Source organism: Sphingomonas chlorellae (assembly GCF_056485145.1).
In genome coordinates this window covers 419,505-435,411 of the sequence record NZ_JBQXXM010000001.1, presented here as the reverse complement: position 1 = coordinate 435,411, position 15,907 = coordinate 419,505, and the positions used below count along the sequence as shown (strand labels likewise).

The 15,907-nt window shown below is 62.7% G+C and carries 10 protein-coding genes and 1 pseudogene; 7 read left to right on the top strand and 4 right to left on the bottom strand.

Annotated features, from left to right (window positions below; genetic code table 11):
- The first annotated feature begins 32 nt into the window (after positions 1-32).
- The gene (locus tag ACT3CF_RS02085) at positions 33-476 is read left to right on the top strand and encodes a very short patch repair endonuclease (protein WP_478420073.1); all 444 of its coding nucleotides are present in this window, start codon (positions 33-35) and stop codon (positions 474-476) included.
- A gap of 282 nt (positions 477-758) precedes the next feature.
- Here ACT3CF_RS02085 and ACT3CF_RS02080 read toward each other — a convergent pair whose 3' ends face one another.
- A complete protein-coding gene (locus ACT3CF_RS02080) occupies positions 759-3,947 on the bottom strand; it encodes an SIR2 family protein (RefSeq protein WP_478420072.1) in 3,189 nt (1,062 codons plus the stop codon).
- Positions 3,948-4,065: 118 nt separating this feature from the next.
- Between ACT3CF_RS02080 and ACT3CF_RS02075 the strand changes: the two genes are divergently transcribed.
- A complete protein-coding gene (locus ACT3CF_RS02075) occupies positions 4,066-4,257 on the top strand; it encodes a hypothetical protein (protein ID WP_478420071.1) in 192 nt (63 codons plus the stop codon).
- A gap of 288 nt (positions 4,258-4,545) precedes the next feature.
- Here ACT3CF_RS02075 and ACT3CF_RS02070 read toward each other — a convergent pair whose 3' ends face one another.
- Positions 4,546-8,217, bottom strand: a complete 3,672-nt coding sequence (locus ACT3CF_RS02070; RefSeq protein ID WP_478420070.1) for a hypothetical protein — start codon at positions 8,215-8,217, stop codon at positions 4,546-4,548.
- A gap of 337 nt (positions 8,218-8,554) precedes the next feature.
- Here ACT3CF_RS02070 and ACT3CF_RS02065 point away from each other — a divergent pair, with 337 nt between their 5' ends.
- Positions 8,555-9,940 carry a hypothetical protein gene (locus ACT3CF_RS02065; RefSeq protein ID WP_478420069.1) on the top strand — a complete coding sequence of 462 codons (1,386 nt, stop codon included), beginning with the start codon at positions 8,555-8,557 and terminating at the stop codon, positions 9,938-9,940.
- A 276-nt stretch (positions 9,941-10,216) separates the two neighbouring features.
- Here ACT3CF_RS02065 and ACT3CF_RS02060 read toward each other — a convergent pair whose 3' ends face one another.
- Positions 10,217-10,546: a hypothetical protein gene (locus ACT3CF_RS02060; protein ID WP_478420068.1), complete on the bottom strand. Its 330-nt coding sequence runs from the start codon at positions 10,544-10,546 to the stop codon at positions 10,217-10,219.
- A 116-nt stretch (positions 10,547-10,662) separates the two neighbouring features.
- Here ACT3CF_RS02060 and ACT3CF_RS02055 point away from each other — a divergent pair, with 116 nt between their 5' ends.
- The 4 genes and pseudogenes from ACT3CF_RS02055 to ACT3CF_RS02040 all read left to right on the top strand — a co-directional run bounded on the left by ACT3CF_RS02055 (position 10,663) and on the right by ACT3CF_RS02040 (position 14,967).
- A complete protein-coding gene (locus ACT3CF_RS02055; protein ID WP_478420067.1) occupies positions 10,663-11,157 on the top strand; it encodes a DUF3489 domain-containing protein in 495 nt (164 codons plus the stop codon).
- Positions 11,139-11,585: pseudogene (locus ACT3CF_RS02050) on the top strand (DUF2924 domain-containing protein). The gene ACT3CF_RS02055 and the pseudogene ACT3CF_RS02050 overlap by 19 nt, the downstream one beginning before the upstream one ends.
- Positions 11,582-13,270 carry a recombinase family protein gene (locus ACT3CF_RS02045; RefSeq protein WP_478420066.1) on the top strand — a complete coding sequence of 563 codons (1,689 nt, stop codon included), beginning with the start codon at positions 11,582-11,584 and terminating at the stop codon, positions 13,268-13,270. Before ACT3CF_RS02050 ends, ACT3CF_RS02045 begins: the two are co-directional and overlap by 4 nt.
- A gap of 341 nt (positions 13,271-13,611) precedes the next feature.
- Positions 13,612-14,967 carry a DUF6538 domain-containing protein gene (locus ACT3CF_RS02040; protein ID WP_478420065.1) on the top strand — a complete coding sequence of 452 codons (1,356 nt, stop codon included), beginning with the start codon at positions 13,612-13,614 and terminating at the stop codon, positions 14,965-14,967.
- A 97-nt stretch (positions 14,968-15,064) separates the two neighbouring features.
- Here ACT3CF_RS02040 and ACT3CF_RS02035 read toward each other — a convergent pair whose 3' ends face one another.
- Complete coding sequence (locus ACT3CF_RS02035) at positions 15,065-15,532, bottom strand: hypothetical protein (protein ID WP_478420064.1); 468 nt, start codon at positions 15,530-15,532, stop codon at positions 15,065-15,067.
- Between the last annotated feature and the right edge of the window lie 375 nt (positions 15,533-15,907).

Genomic DNA, 15,907 nt, shown 5'->3' with positions numbered 1-15,907 from the left:
AGGACCGGCGGAACTAGCCAGGGGAATTCGTGATGGCCGACGTCGTCGACAAGGCGACGCGGTCCAGAATGATGGCGGGGATCCAGGGGCGCAATACCAGGCCCGAACTCGCCTTGCGAAAAGCCCTGCATGCACGGGGTTTACGATATCGGCTGCATTACAAGGGATTGCCGGGTAGGCCCGATCTGGTCTTTCCGAAATTTCGGGTAGTCGTGTTCGTCCATGGATGTTTCTGGCATCGCCACGAGGGCTGCCGGTTCACGACCACGCCCGCCACTCGACCGGAATTCTGGGCTCGGAAATTCGAGCAGAATGTTCTCAGGGATCAAAGGGCGCTTGCCGCTCTCGAGCAGTCCGGATGGCGAACCGCGGTCGTGTGGGAATGTGCGATCAAGGAGCAAGGTGGCGAACAGGTCGGTGACAAGATCAGCGCATGGTTGATCGACGGCCATGAGTCATTGGTTGTTCCTGATTGACACGCCGAGCCGAGCGCGGGGCCACAGCCGGAAAAATTCGAAAACTCCCGGCGCAATCGAAGAAGCGGAGGCTGCATCGTTTCCAATGAGGACTGCTAACGCCCTAAGAACAGACGTGCGGAAACAATCGCCGTTGTGGAAACCGATAGTTCATTCAGCAACCAACCCGGAAAGCGAGTGGTCGTGAGTAGCTTTGTGTACGGGGGCGGCTATGGGAATCTCATAATTCTTCTAGACGAATTGGGCTGCTTCGACTTGATGAGCATGGTTCCGACTGCAGGCTTAGCGAAAACGGATAGTTCGCTGCTCGAGCGACTGATAGCGTCGATCGACCTCTATTGAAGGATCTGCTGCCATAAGGCGATCCAGAATATCAGCCATGTCGTAACTGCTGCCGCCGGTCGGGCCGAAAATCAGCCAGAGGAGGTCGAGCACTTGGTGCGGGTACGCCTCCGGCGCTTTGCTCTGCTTGATTGGATGAACGCTGGCACGCTCGCGCGCATAGGGACTGAAATAGGGTCGCAGCTTGGCCAGCGCGTCCGGGAAATGCTTTCCGGAGCCTACTGCCAGTGCCATTAGGTCGCGGTTGAGCGCATCGTCGACGAAGCGGCGTTCCTTCGGCCAGACCCGGTCGAAGAAGGGCACGACCATCTTCTCCCAAGCCTCCTCGGCGCCGGCCTTGTCATTATGCATCCAGCGAACCAGGACATCGAGCGTGCCGGTGCGGATCTTGAGCGGCGCTTCGCGTAATGCGCGGCCAACATCGGCTTCGCCGATGCCCCATCGGTCGGCGTCGTCGCCGCGTACCGAGGCGAGCGCTGGTCGCAAAATGCCGGATGCGATCTGCGCAGCAAAACCAGAATCGGCCCGGGCCTCGACGACACCGCGCAACACGGCCTCGGGCGCCACCTTGGTGACTTCTGGGGTGATGCTGCTGTGCGAGACGAGCACCGCGCGCAGCCCACGCGCCTCATCCGTGTCCGCCGCTAACCGCGGCAGAAGGTGCGCCTCGACCAGCTCCACATCGGCAAGGAGCATGAAGGCGAAGTCGTGGATGAGCACCGCACGCCCGACGATCCCAGCCTGACCGTCGTCGCTCGCGACCAAGGCGAGCCGCGCACGCTGGCGTTCCTCATGTGGTCCCTCGGTCTTGCGCGTGTGATCGAGCTCGGCAAGGAGGACCTGCGCCAGCCTGCCGGCAGCGCGATTGATGGCGGTTTCGTAGAGGTTCTTCTCGAAGTCGATCTCGTGATCGGAAACCCGCACCGCAGGCCAGAGCCTGTCGCACCAGTCCTCGAGATTGGCGATAAGCCGGCGCGGGCCGAACATCAGCAGATCGACCACGCTCGCGGCAATCGGCTGGAGGGCTTGCATGTCGAGCCCCTCAAGGTGCGCCAGGGCATCAACCGCGAGCTGGTTGCGCAGCGGCGCATCCTTCTCGTCATTGCGGAACGCTAGCGCCGCCATCAGATCATCCCACAAAGCGATATTGGGCGCGGTCAGCTCGGCGGCCGTGAGCGTCTCGAACGCGCCCTTGGGGTCGGAGCGGCAATAGCTTCTCCACCCCATCTGCTGATTGATGTCGGGGCTCTGGCTGAGTTCCGCAGCGACCTTCAGGCGATCGTCGGGATCGGCCTCGACGATCGGCCCGCTGTCGCCCACCACGGTCCGCACGCCGTAGCTGTAGGAACCGAAAAAGTCGCGGTCCTCGACTGCGCGATCGAGATGAGGCCGTCGCGCCACGATTGCGTCGAGTTCGGCCCCGCCCGCTTCCGAGAGCACGCCTGCGGCATCGAGCATGTTCAGACGGAGCCAGACCTCGCTGTCGCGAGCATGTGCGCGCCAGTCGACCTGGCCTTCTTCCAGAGGATAGCCGGCATAATAGGCGTCGCCATTGGTCCGGATTCGGGCCTCAACGGCATCGAGGAGCGCGGGCGTGGCATCTGCGGCCCTGTCGCGCAGCGCCAGGGCAAACTCGCGGCGGATGATCCAGAAATCAGTGTCCTCCAGCTCGAGCAGCAACTGCAGCGCCTCGTCCGCCGAGAAGGCGGCTACGTAACGCTCCGCATGGAGCAGCAGCCGAGTACCCATCCGCCCCGGCCATGTCCGCCATTGCGCCGCCTGCGCACGGGCGCGATCACGATCGACGGCGACCGCTTTGGGAAAAGCGTTCACGATCGCACGGACGAGGAAGATCACGCCGTTGTGATGCTCGTTCTGGCCATGATCCTCGACCGAGGGAACGCTGTAGTCGCTCGTGTCGTAATCATCGACGATCATCCCGAGATCGACCGACTGCTGAAGCGAGGAGCGCAGAGCTTCGCTGCCAAGTTCAAGGATACGCACCGCATAGTCGTCGAGCGCATTCAGAGCTTCGATGATCTCGTTCGCGCCATATTCGTCAACGACATGGAGATCGAGCGCGGCAAGATTCGACAGTCGCAGCTCGCCCGCTTCCGCGTCGACAGCTTCCGTCACCTCATCCCCGTCCTCCTCATGGAGCCGCCAAGGTCGACGGGCCACGAGCATCGGCGCAAGAAGATTCACCGACTGCGCGAGCTCGCCATCGAGGATCAGGCCCGATTCGAGCTTCTGCTTGAGGGCATAGGCATTCTCGTCGAAGTCGCCGGCACGCTCGGCCGGCCCGGCCGAAAACAGTATGCGCCAAGCCTTGAGCCAGAAGGACGATGCCGGTGGGGCTTGCCGCAGCCGTTGATCGAGGCGAGAGAGGAAGTCATATCCTAGGATCGCGTGCCATTCGACGGCGATCATGAAGCGCTGGCGGTCCTCGAAATTGCGCGCGATCCAGGCGGGGATCACCCAAGTGGCGTCTTGAGTCGACCAGAGTTTGTTGTCTTGAAGGACGCGGAACCAGCCCGGATCGGTGATGGCGTCAAGCGCGACCGGCCAGAGATCGCTGCGGTCGGTGAAGAGCCAGGAAAGCTCGCGCAGTTGCTGATCGGTGAGCGGGCTGCTGTCGCCGATGAGGATCTGCCGCGCGCGCTCCTCGCGCGATCGCTTAGGGCGCTCGATGATATCGGCAAGCCGGTGGAGGTCGCCCCAGAGCGGCGAATGATCGGGGACACCGGTCACGGGGTTGAGCTTGCAATAAGTGAGCGGCGTGACCGCCAGCGTGCCCCACCCCGCCTCCGCCTCGACAGGATCATCCTCATAGGCGTCTAAGGCATAGACGGGGCGCAGGTCCGGAAAACGGGCGCGGTCGGCTTCCAGCACATTGAGGAAGTAGCGGACCGGCGCATCGGTGGCGCTGTAGCCGATGAGGACGATGGTCTTGCAGCGGGCAAGATCGAACAGGAATCGTGAGGCCCAGCCCGAGCGCATATAGGCGTCGCCATAGTCGGCGATGGTGAGGACCAGCGGCGTCGGATCGAGGTCGAGCGTCGGGTCGACCAGCCTGCCATGGATATGAATAGCCGGCGCCGCCGGGCGCGGGGAGGGATTGGCCCGCAAAGCTTTGCGATCGAACCAGCGGCGCAGGTAGTTCTAGCGCTCGCTCGAGCAGCGTGTCGAAATTGGTGGTGACGGCGAGGACGCGATTGCTGAGATCGCGCGAAAGTCGCAGCACCGTGTGGTGCTGGTCGAGCCGCGGATCGGCGGGCACCGCCAGCAGTTCGGAGGCAGCGCGCACCATCGCCTCGGGATCCGCGAGCCGGCAACCGAGGGCGCCGAGCACTTCCTCGAAGCGCTGACCGTCATAGGATCGCTGCTCCGACGCATCCATCTCGACGCCAAGCCGCGCATAGGTTTGGTCGACCAGTGACTTGAAGTCGGGGAGCTGCGGCGCGCTGATGCCTGTACCGCACAGGAACACGACGTCCCCTGCCATCAATGCGTCGATAAGCGCAGAAGGGAATTCTGGGCCATGATCCGAGAAGCGCAAGGACAAGGGAGAGGGCTTTCAAATAGGGCAGACCTAGAAGCGAGCGAACGTGACCAACTTTTACCAGCACGGCAACGTGAATGCGAGGTTTCTGAGCGCGTCAATGGCTCCAGCTTGGTCCCAAATCTGTTGGACAAGCCGCACTAATTCGGGTTTGGCCAGCATCTCCTACCTTCCCTCGATGCGAAGCTGGGCATCGAGATCTTCGAAGACGCCATGTCGATCATAGGATTTGGCGAGTTCGTGAAGTGTGGCCCCCAGGTGCGGATGGGTCGCCTCTAGCGCCACCGCCTGATTACGAAAATAGTCGGCGAGCTCGCGTTCTTGGTCGCCACCCTCATAGGCGCCGCGCGAGGACGTGCCGCGCTTGTTGATCGTGCCGGTGTAAAAGCCGCGCAGCATCTCCTCCGATCCGGCACTCTCCAGCAGCGATCGCGCGCTTTCTCCCGGCCAGATGCCGTCAGCACCGTCCGGTGCGTGGGCAAGGATTTCGCCCAACGTGATGTCGCAGACCTCCAGCCTATCCTGCTCCGTCGCGAGGCGCCGAGCCTCCTCTACGAAGGCGGTAGCCTCGCTGGAATCAATCGAATCATCCGCACAGGTTCCTGGCTGCCGCCGGCACGCGTGCAGTATATGCCAGGCATTCTCCGCTGCGCCTTTGTGCGCCTCATTGACCTCGCGCTGCGGTCCGTTGCGCCGCTTGTACACTAGACAGAGTAGCTCAACGTAGACTTCCGGCTTTGCCATTAGCACGCGGTAGAGGGTCTTTGCATGATGCTCTCCTCTGAAGCCAAACGCGCGGATGAGCGCGAATTCGAGCTGGACGAGCCGCATCTCCTCGATGGTCCCGGCAGCTTCGATAAAGTCGATCGCGTGCTGGAACACATAGCTTTGCGGCATATGTCCTTGGTCGATCTCTTCGCCCTTCAGCACGCCCTCGAGCATGGCCATGACAAGCTCGGGATCATAGGCCGAAAATTTGATGTGGCAGGCGTTCAGCGCCGAGACCGGCCGCCGGTGCTCGATCAGTTTGCCGAGTGCGTGTGTCATGTCCGCGGGGTCGTCGAGCCAGAGATTGCTCGTGCAGTTCGACCAGTAATGTTCGGCCTGCCCGATTTCCTCGGCGCGGCGCCAGATATCCGGATCGTGCGGACACAGCACGAGCAGGCGCGCCAGCCATTCTGCCGACCGTTTGTTGGCGGGCGCAGAAGCGAAGATCGCGTCGAGCGCCCCCTCGCGCTGGTCGGGCGGCGTACAGCACAGGATGGCAGCGGCGAGCGTCGTGCCGACTGCACCACGCTGAAGGTCGCCCGCCTGTTCGACAATCCAATGATGCAGCTTCTCGCCCGACAGGCCGATATGCGGAAGATGGCAGCCGACCGTCCAAGGATCGCCATGCCCTTCGGCAAGCTCGAGTACCCCGGGCCAGCCGTCACAATCGAAAATCTCCTTGAGGGCGGCGCGGGCGACGATCGCGCCCTGTCGCTCACCCACATCGAGCGCTTCGCCGCGGGTTCGGATCGGCAGCTCTACCCAGCCGTTCTTGAACAGCCAGGCATTCCGGATGATCCGGTCTTCCGGTTCCAGAGCGACGTAGGCGGCCTCAAGCGGCTCGAGCAGCGCGCCGAGCGCCGCGTCGTCGCGCTCGTCATAATTGCGGTGCCAGTGCAGCTTGTGCCGCAAGGCCGCGCGCAACGCCTCTTTGTCCGCATCGCCGAGCGTGGCGCAATCGGTCAGCAGCTCGATAATGCGCTGCTGGCGGGGGCCATCGAGATGGGAATATTTCGGGATCAGCTTCGCTACCCTCTCGGCATTGCCGCGCGACATCGCGATCTGGCGATCGATCGCGGCGACTTCCATAGTGTGCCGGTCGAGAACGGTCGCGCCGTAGCCGGCGCCCGCATCGTCGTCGCGCCATTTTGGCCGTGCGATATGACTGGCCGTATCCGAACCCGGCCCGGTCATGCTGTCGAGCAGCGCGAAGGCAGCATCGGGGGTCTGTTCGATCAGATAGTCGATCGCGGCGATGCGCTGTTCAACGGTGGCCGCAGTCTGGGGAAACCAGGACCGATAGAGATCGAGGAGAGAGCTTTTAGGATTGTTTCCCCAATTACCGTGGATTTCGACGGTGCAGAGTCTGGCGAGGATTAGCGATACACGGCGCAGCCGGTTGGGCGCCCAAGCCAGCGTCTCAAGTGCCCAGAGCATGCCGGCATGCCAGCAACGGCTACCGAACCCTGATCCGCTCGTTTCCAGGAATACGGCGAGCGCACCGCCATCGGGCGCCGCAACCCCGGCCTCGACGGCGGTCAGGAACTCGTGCGGACTAGCTTCGGCCAAGGCGGGTAATTGGCCGGCTAGCGACAGCCAGCGAACGCGGTCGCCGCCGCGCAGCAGTGCGCGGACAAGCCGATCGATGCGGCCTTGGATGTCGTTGGCGGCGAGCCCCGGGACGTCAACGCCGCGCACGGCCAGTTTGATGAGCGTGTCGCACAGCGAATCGAGAAGCAGGCCGCTGATCGGGCGCACCTTGCCATGGATCGCAGCGGCGTAGCGGTGCTCATCCGCCAGTTCGAGCTGCGGATCCGGGGCCGATAAAACCGTTTCAAGCTCGGCAAAATAGCGCTCAAGCTGCGGCGGCGTGATCCGCTCTCCGAATATGGCGAGCAGTTCGAGAGCCGATTTCGCCTTCCAGACCGTGCCGATATGGAGAAGCGGCGAATCGTCAAGCCGCTCCAGCGCAAGGAGATCGGCTTCAAGTTCGGCATAATCGCGGCCGCTGATCCGCGCGACGATATCGGTATCGTCGTCCTTGCCTGTCGACCAGCCACCGACCAGACAGACGGTCGCGAGCGCATCCGCCGCGGGATGATCGAGCCAGGCCGGCCGACGGATTGAGGGATTGATGGCATGCTGACGACGGAACACCGACCAAGAGCGGCCGCATAATGTCGACAGGCGACGTGTGTCATTCTCGTCGAGACCGATGAGCTGAAGCGCTTTCTCGAACTCGGAGGGCAGCGCGCGCTCAAGCAGCAGCTCGGCATCGTTGAGCTTTCCAGCTACCCCCCTGAACTGGCGCGCCATGTCCCCCGATGCGTAAGGCACGACAAGCGCTAGCCGGTCGCGCACTGATGGCGCTTCGGCAATGGCAGGCGTCGCGGCGACCGCGATCCCAATCGCATCGTTCGCCTCGACAAAACGCCAACCCTCGACGCTTGTCACGACGACGGCAACGTTCCCAAGGTCGCGCTCCTCGATCATGGCAGCCGCTGCGAATGCCGCCGCCTCCTCTACACTGTCGGCCTTTATGGCCAGTGGCTCACTCGATGTCCCATCGCGAATTCGGCGGACCCGCTGGACGAGCTTCGCGGCCTGGTCCGTCCGTCCGGTCAGCAGTGCGTTGGAGGTAATGCGCGGCGAGCATTGCGCTCCCCATTTCGCGAGATAGTCTGCGAGACTTTCAACGCCGGGGCCCGACAGGCCGAGCTCCTCGCCGAAGGCAAGACGTACGGCGGGCGATTGCTCCAGCCATTGTTCGAGATCATCGGCGTCATAGGCACGCACATCCTTCCACGCGCCCTCGGCGATCTTCTCGTCCCGCCAACGTGCCTTGGCGGGCCAACGGCGCGCAGTGAGCGCCACATAGGTCCGGGTCGCGCGGTTATTCTGCGGGAGGGCAACACTGCGCTTTGTATAGTCCTCATTGGCCTTCGCGACGATGTCGGCCCGGCAGCTTAGTTCCCAGCAAGAATGACCGGCCGGCACCCAGGCATTGCCATGCTCACTATATAATTCGCCGTCGAAACCCGGGAGCGTGACGGAATCTCCGGCGGGCATCGCTAGTTCGGTCGTTGTGACAGCGCCGTGGATCAATCGCCGAATGAGCCGCGGCAAATCTGCTTGTGCCGGAGTCGTGCCCGCCCACCGGGCAATTTGCGTCGCATTTACCATGGCCCGGAATAGCCCATGAGGACATTGAACGGAAGAAGAACAAAATGGGTCGTGCAACATGCGCCTGCACTAGTAGTGGACGGCGCCCGGCACGGGACCCAAACTGGTGTCATATAGCGGCGGGAGCTCCGACTCGCCGTCACGAAGCGCACTACCAAATTGATTTATTCGTATTGACTGCATTTTGGTGGAGAAGTCAGATCACGACCCTATCTAACCATCCATGACCGACCAATTCTCCCGCGACCGCTCCGAAAAGCTGGTCAAATTCTATGAAGCTTATCGGACCTTGCTCGACGCGACACCGGTGGACGGCAGGTTCATAGAATATCGCTGGTGGACACTGCCGAACCCGCTCAACGCCGCTTGGATGGCGTACAGCCATATGCTCAACGAGTATGCGACCGAATTGGCAAATATCATCAACGATCTCACCAACCATGTGCACCGACTACGCGCGTGGGACAGCGTGCTTGCTGGGCTCAACGACACCGACAAACACGAGGTGAGCCACGAGTTCATAGAAACGCTTGGGACGGTCGCGCTCGGTCAGCCCTATGCGATCAAGTCACGATTCGCGTTTGCTGTCGGGCATCTATCGCATCAGGCTAACCAAGCCGCGGACGGGCGGGACTGGAAGGATGAGTTTCCGGACAAGAACCTCTACCTCAACGACATCGAGCCCTATGCGTCGCAGTGGAAGAAATACCGACAGTTCAAGCTGAAGCTGGAGCGGTTGGCGGGCAAGAAATTTAAGCAAGCGTCAGACGACTTCCGCAACACCTACAATCACGGCTTTTCGTCGCGGTTTGTTGTCGGCATGACCGCGATGGTCAAACGCGAGGTGATCGGAGGCCAGGTCCGCTACGCCTTTGGCGGGAATGATCCGTTGACAGTTGCCGAGGTCGTCGATCTCCTCGCAATCGAACGCGACCATTGCCATCGCGCGTTCGAGGCGTTCCAAGCGCTTGTCGAAGAACAGATTGCCGCGATCGTCGCGGTCGAGGGTGGCGGCCAGGCGGCGAGCGGCGGACGGGCACCCGACCCGGCCGTCGCCAGCGACTTCTTCAACTTCTCGCCCGAGACCGGCGATATCGTGTTTCGCGGCAAGAAGGTCGGCTCGGCCATCTATGCTGATGGCAAGACCAACGTGGCCTTCAGCATCGCCTATGAAAGCCAGGACGAGAAGTGGATCCTACCGCTGTCGTGGCTCGGCCATGGGCTGAGCCAAGCCGGGCTCGATAAGCGACCGCCAGTCGTCGTCGAAATGAGTTTCGATGCGGAGGATGTCGAGCTGGTGGCGAGCGCCGGACCAGTGCTGCTGGTCGAAAAGACCCTTAAGGTCGATGGTCGATCATGGCGCTTTCATAAGTCGGACGCTGATCACTGGCCGTCACCGCTCCATGGGCACGATTACGATCACGGGCAGGTGATCGACGGCATTACCGGCGCGATCTACGACAAGGCGACGAGGAGGCACATCGGACAGCTCAAGCCTAAGAAGCTCGATGCGATGCACCAGATGCTGCGCTCATCAAAGGATTTTGCGCCGCTGGCGGCACGGCACCTCCCCACGCCACTATCCTCACCGCCGCCAAAGAAGCAGTAACCTCAGGCAGTGTCTGGCGGCCGCCCGACAAATTTCAGGTAGTCAGAAGCGCCGAGCAATCTCGCTTGGGCTTGGGTGCTCAAAAACGGCAATACTGTCATCCACAAGACCTTTCGATCAAGGTCATCGAAATGAGCGACTGCTTTTGACGCCGGCAGTCGGACAGCTGACCGTCGCCACCAGCCTCAGCATAATATGAACGGACGGCGGCTTCGGGCTTGTCGATCCTGACAGCAGACAGTCAGGATCGTCCAACCAAGCAGACAGCTGCGGTGATCAGGCCGTCTCATCTCCATTTCCGACCCCCTCAATCAATTCCGGGATTGCCGATGAGAGAATCTCAATCCTCATGCCCTGCTCCCGAAGAGTTATCGCAGCGGCTCTCGCGTGGTCCGGCGACGAGCTTGTCGACTGTCCCTCGACCGCCAATGACGTCGCGTCCTCGGCGGCGATGGTGACGAGATAGAACAATCGACGGATGAGTTCGTGGCGGGCTTCGGCGTCTTCGGACATGCGCCGACGAAGCCCTGACCAATCGAAGAAGTCGAGACGCAGCTTTTCGCGAAATTCGCACATTCCGTTCGACTTCGCGGTGGGAGAAAGCATTGCTGTCGCTAGTGAATCGCGGCCGGCTGGACGGCCGCCGCCCTGATCAGTCGACCGGCGGGGCCGTGGGTGGTGGGAGCGGCGCGGTGTCGACTCCCACACAGGAGACACCCACAATGACCATCAAACTCAACGACCTGCAGCTCATCCTGCTCTCCACCGCCAGCAACCGGGAGGATGGCAATCTGCTTCCCGTGCCGGACAGCGTCACCAGCGACGGGGATCGCATGAAGGTAGCGATCGCCTCGCTGGTCCGCCGGAAGCTGGCGATGAAGTCGAACGATCACATCGTCATCACCGACGCTGGTCGCGCCGCGATCGGAGCGGATGAAGCAGCGTCGCAACAGGCCGAAAGTAGGACCGACATCAAGCACGGCAATACCGAGCCTCTCGCCGGACCTGCCGCTCCCTCGGCGCGCGCGGGAACCAAGGCGGCGCTGCTCCTGGACTTCCTCGCCCGGGAGGGCGGAGCCACGCTCGACGACCTGACCGGGGCCAGCGGCTGGCTGCCGCACACGGTGCGCGCCGCGCTCAGCGGGCTGCGGAAGAAGGGGCACACCATCGCCAGCGAGAAGATCGGTGGCGTCCGTTCATGGCGGATCGCCAGCTGATGACGAAGCCGAAGGACCTCGACGCGCGGCTGGAGGATCTCGAGGCAATGGATCTCGAGCAGTTGCGCGACGCATGGCGGAGACAGCTTCGCACCACGCCGCCCAGGGTCAGCGCCGGCCTGCTCCGGCTGGCGCTGGCCCATGCCTGCCAGGAAAAGGCGTTGGGCGGACTGTCAAACGCAACCCGGCGGCGCTTGCGCGAGACCGTCGCCGCTGGTCGGCCGCTGCCCTCCATCCTTCCGGGCATGCGGCTGGCGCGGGTCTAGCAGGGAACCACCCACATAGTCACCATGGACGAGGACGGCGTCATCCGCTGGAACGATCGGGAATGGCGCAGCCTCAGCCAGGTCGCCCGGGCCATCACCGGCACCAACTGGTCGGGACCCGCCTTCTTCGGCTTCCGGGCCAGGCGAGGCGCCGCGTCATGAAGCCGGTGCGCTGCGCGATCTACACGCGCAAGTCGAGCGAGGAGGGACTGGAACAGGACTTCAACTCGCTCGACGTGCAGTTCGCCGCCTGCTCTGCCTATGTCGCCAGTCAGGCAAGCGAAGGATGGACGCTCATCAACGCGCGTTATGACGATGGCGGCATCTCGGGCGGGACGCTGGAGCGGCCGGCGCTCCAGCGCCTGCTCACCGACATTGCTGTCGGCCGGATCGACATCGTCGTGGTCTACAAGGTCGATCGGCTCACCCGCTCGCTGCTCGACTTCGCAAAACTGGTCGAGGCGTTCGACAAGGCCGGGACCAGCTTCGTGTCGGTCACCCAGTCGTTCAACACGACCACCAGCATGGGGCGCCTCACGCTCAACATGCTGCTATCCTTCGCCCAGTTCGAGCGCGAGGTGACCGCCGAGCGCATCCGCGACAAGCTCGCCGCCTCGAAACAGAGGGGCATGTGGATGGGCGGGACGCCGCCGCTCGGCTATCGTCCGGACGGTCGCAGCCTCGCCATCGTCGAAGACCATGCCGAGATCATCCGTCCGATCTTCCGGACCTATCTCGACCTTGGCAACGTCCGGCTGCTGCAGGATCGGCTGGAAGTCGATGGCACCGTCAAGCCGACGCGGATGACCAAGGCTGGCCGTCCCTACGGCGGCGGTCCGTTCAGCCGGGGCGAACTCTACGCCATCCTCGGCAACCCGATCTATATCGGCCGTATCCGTCACGGGAAGACCACCTATCCCGGCCTGCATCCGGCGATCATCGAACAGGAGACGTGGGACGCGGCCCAGCGGCAGCTACGCGAGAACGGTCGAGGAACCCGATCAAGCCCCCGCATCCGGCATCCCAGCATCCTCGCTGGCAAGCTGTTCGATGATCGTGGTGAGCCGTTGATCGCGGTCCATGCCAACAAGGGCAAGGTCCGCTATCGCTACTACGTCAGCCGGTCGCTCCAGCTCAAAGGCGATGCCAAGAACACCGGCGGCATGCGCTTGCCCGCTCGTGAAATCGAAATGCTGGTAATCGATCAGTTATGCCGCACCATCAGTGATTCGATCACGCTGCTGGGCTCTTCTCCATCATCCCCCGACGAACAGGACATTCCGGTGCTGGTCGAGAAAGCCCGAGGTCTAGCATTGCGCCTGCGCGATGGTCGGGGTGGTCTGGTCCAGACGCTGGTCGGCGACATTATCGATCGCATCGACATCATGCCTTCCGAAGTGCGTATCAAACTGGATCCTGTCGGTCTCGGCTGTCATCTCGAGATGACGATCGATACGGAATCGCCCGCGCTCCTGATCATCGCGCCAGCCACGCTGAAGCGCTCGGGGCTGGCCGTGCGAATGGTCCTCGATACCGGCGAAACGGCGATCAGCCGTGAGCCGGACGTCCGGCTGATCGGCGCCATCGCCAAGGCGCATCGCTGGTGGAACCGGCTTCTCGAAGAACCGAATCTCACCATCACCGACCTTGCCCGAACTGAAGGCGTCACATCATCCTACATGACCCGGGTCATCCGGCTCGCCTTCCTCGATCCGGCGATTGTCACCCGGATCGTCGAGGGCAAGGCGCCCGCTGGCATCGACACCAAGCGCCTGACCCAGGCCGATGCGATCCCGATCGCCTGGAGCGAACAGCGGCAAAAGCTCGGCTTTTCGGTCCGCCGCTAAGCTCGGCGATCCGCTTGCGATCGCTCCCCCACTAGCAACACCAATCCCGTACCACGCAAAGGCGCCGCTGAGAAACGGCGCCGGAAAGCCCGGAAATCGCTGGGAAAGCCCGGTTCTCTCGGTGGCGGGAATAGCCCGAAAGGTCCGCATTGTCGGGCGAAGACCTCATGAATTATCCTGCAATATCAATATATTGACTGTGTGTGGCGGAGACGGAGGGAGTGTCCGCTCGAGATGCATCAACCCATTGAATCACATTGGATTCAGCTACTTACCCCCTTGTTCTGGGGTACATCTTGGGGGTACATCGGGGGTACATCGACCCTCAATGGAGCCCGAAATTGACGACCCGCAAGGCCCGGCTTGGCCAATATCTTGAGTGGCACAATGGCAGCATCCGGGTGACTGTCCCCGTTCCGAAGCCGGTGCAGGAGCGACTTGGAACCACTCGCCTGAAGCGTTCGCTGAAGACGGACAGCCCCGCGAACGCCGAACGAATCAAGCATGCGGTTATTCACGAACTGAAAGCGCGCATCGTGAACGCCGAGCGGGCCACCGACGGTCTCACTGGCGAAGCGATGGACTGGCGACAGACGCTGGTTGCATCCGAGCCCGGCCGGGCTCGCGAGGCCATGGAATGGCTCCTGCAAGACCGCGCCGAGGAACTGGAGCAGAAGCGCGGGCTGACCGTCGCGCGCGAGTTCGTCGCGGTGGCCACCGGCGAAGCCACGCCTATCGACACCCTTCTGGAATCTTACCTCGCCACCTGTGGTCTCAAGCCGCGCACCCAAGACGGCATCCGCCGGTGTGTCCGAATCTATCAGGAATGGGCAGAGCGGAACCGAGAGCCCACCACGGTGGAGCAGGTGACACGCAAGGTCGCGGGGCGGTTCGTGTCGGACCTGCTGACCCGCATGGCTCCGCAATCGGCGGTCACCTACACCAAGTTTCTCGGGGGCTACTGGCGGTTCCTTGAGGGCAAGGGATACGTGTCCGAGGTCCCGTGGACGGGCCAACTGAAGGGCGTGAAGCAGGCCCAGAAACGCCGCTCCGCCGTCATGGAGGCAACCACCAGCACCACCGGCGGCAAGCGCCCCTACACCGACGAGGAAGCCCGCGCGCTGCTATACGCTGTGCCGGAGGGCCCGGTTGACCAGCGGACGCTGGACCTTGTGTGGATCGGCGCGCTGTCGGGCATGCGCCTGGACGAGATTTGCAGCCTGCGGGTGCGGGACTGCGCAGACGGTTGGTTCAACGTCAGCGCGGATGGGGCGGGCAAGACAGATGCTGCCACCCGCCGCGTCCCCATCCATCCCGGCTTAACCGCCATCGTGGCCCAGAGGGTCGCCGGAAAGAAGCCGGGCGACTACCTGATCCACGATCTTCCGGAGCCCCCGAAGGATTCCATTCGCGAACGCTCCATGCCTGCCAGCAAGGCCTACACGCGCTTCCGCCGGAGGCTGGGGATTGACGAGCGGGCCGAGGGACAACGCCAGTCCAACGTCGATTTTCACAGCTGGCGACGCTGGTTCATCCGGAAGGCCAAGGACGCGGGCTGCGAACCTTGGACCATCGCAGATGTCGTGGGCCACAGCACCGACGATTTGCCGCTGGGGCTGACCATGGGCAGGTATCCGGGACGCGCCAGTGACCGGGCGCTCCTCGAATGCGTGCAATCTGTCATCCTCCCGTCCTGAGTCGTTCGGCGCCCGCCGCCTACGCAGCAAGTGCGCGGTCGGGCTGCGTACCGGCGCGATCCCGGCGTAAGCCCAAGGGGGCCCCTTCGGGGGTCCCCTATTTTTTCGACGTGACCAGCCCGCCTTCCGGCAGGCACTTCAGCGCTTGGAAGACGCTCGCCGAACCCTCCCGCGTGGTGGACTTGAGGTTCATCATGTCAGCTTCGATGGTGTGGCAGCGGCTCTGAATGGTACGATAGCGCATTCCGCCGTCGATGACGGTGAGTGTTGCGAACAGCGCAGTCACGGCGATGAGGTAGATGAACCGCGCGCCGCGACCTGACGTGTATGCCGAAGTTACGAGCGTCGCCGCGAAGCCTGCGGTCGCGACCACGAACCCAATGTCAGCCCATTCGATGATGCGCTGGCATCCCACGTAGTAAACCGCAGTCGCGGCAATGGCCCAAGCAAACCGCTGTCGCGGATCTTCGGGCTTAGTCTGTTCCCCCATACATCCCCCTGGAGCTTCACCCATGCCCATGATCTCCGTCATGACGGAGCTGGAGGCCGTCAACGAGATGCTCATGAGCATTGGTCAGGCCCCAGTATCTACCCTGGAAGTGACCGGCATCAAGGACGCACCCGCGAACGCAGCGGACGACCATGCCGATTATCCCTCACCCTCGGAGGGTGCGGTAACTAGGTGTATGGAACGGCTCCCCATGTCCTGAAGGTTCCCTCCAGCTCCTCCGCAGGTTCACCGCCGGTGCATCCGTCGGTTCGATCCTCCCTCAGCCCCTGCCCTGCCGTCGTCCGGAGCGCACATGGCGATTAACCCTCACCCTCGGAGAAGGGAAACCGTAGGTGTTCGCTGTCGGTGAAACTTCAGGTTCCTGAAGGTCCATCCTCCTTACCAATCCCACCTAGAACCTTACCGTAAGACCCTCGGTCGGTCCGTTCG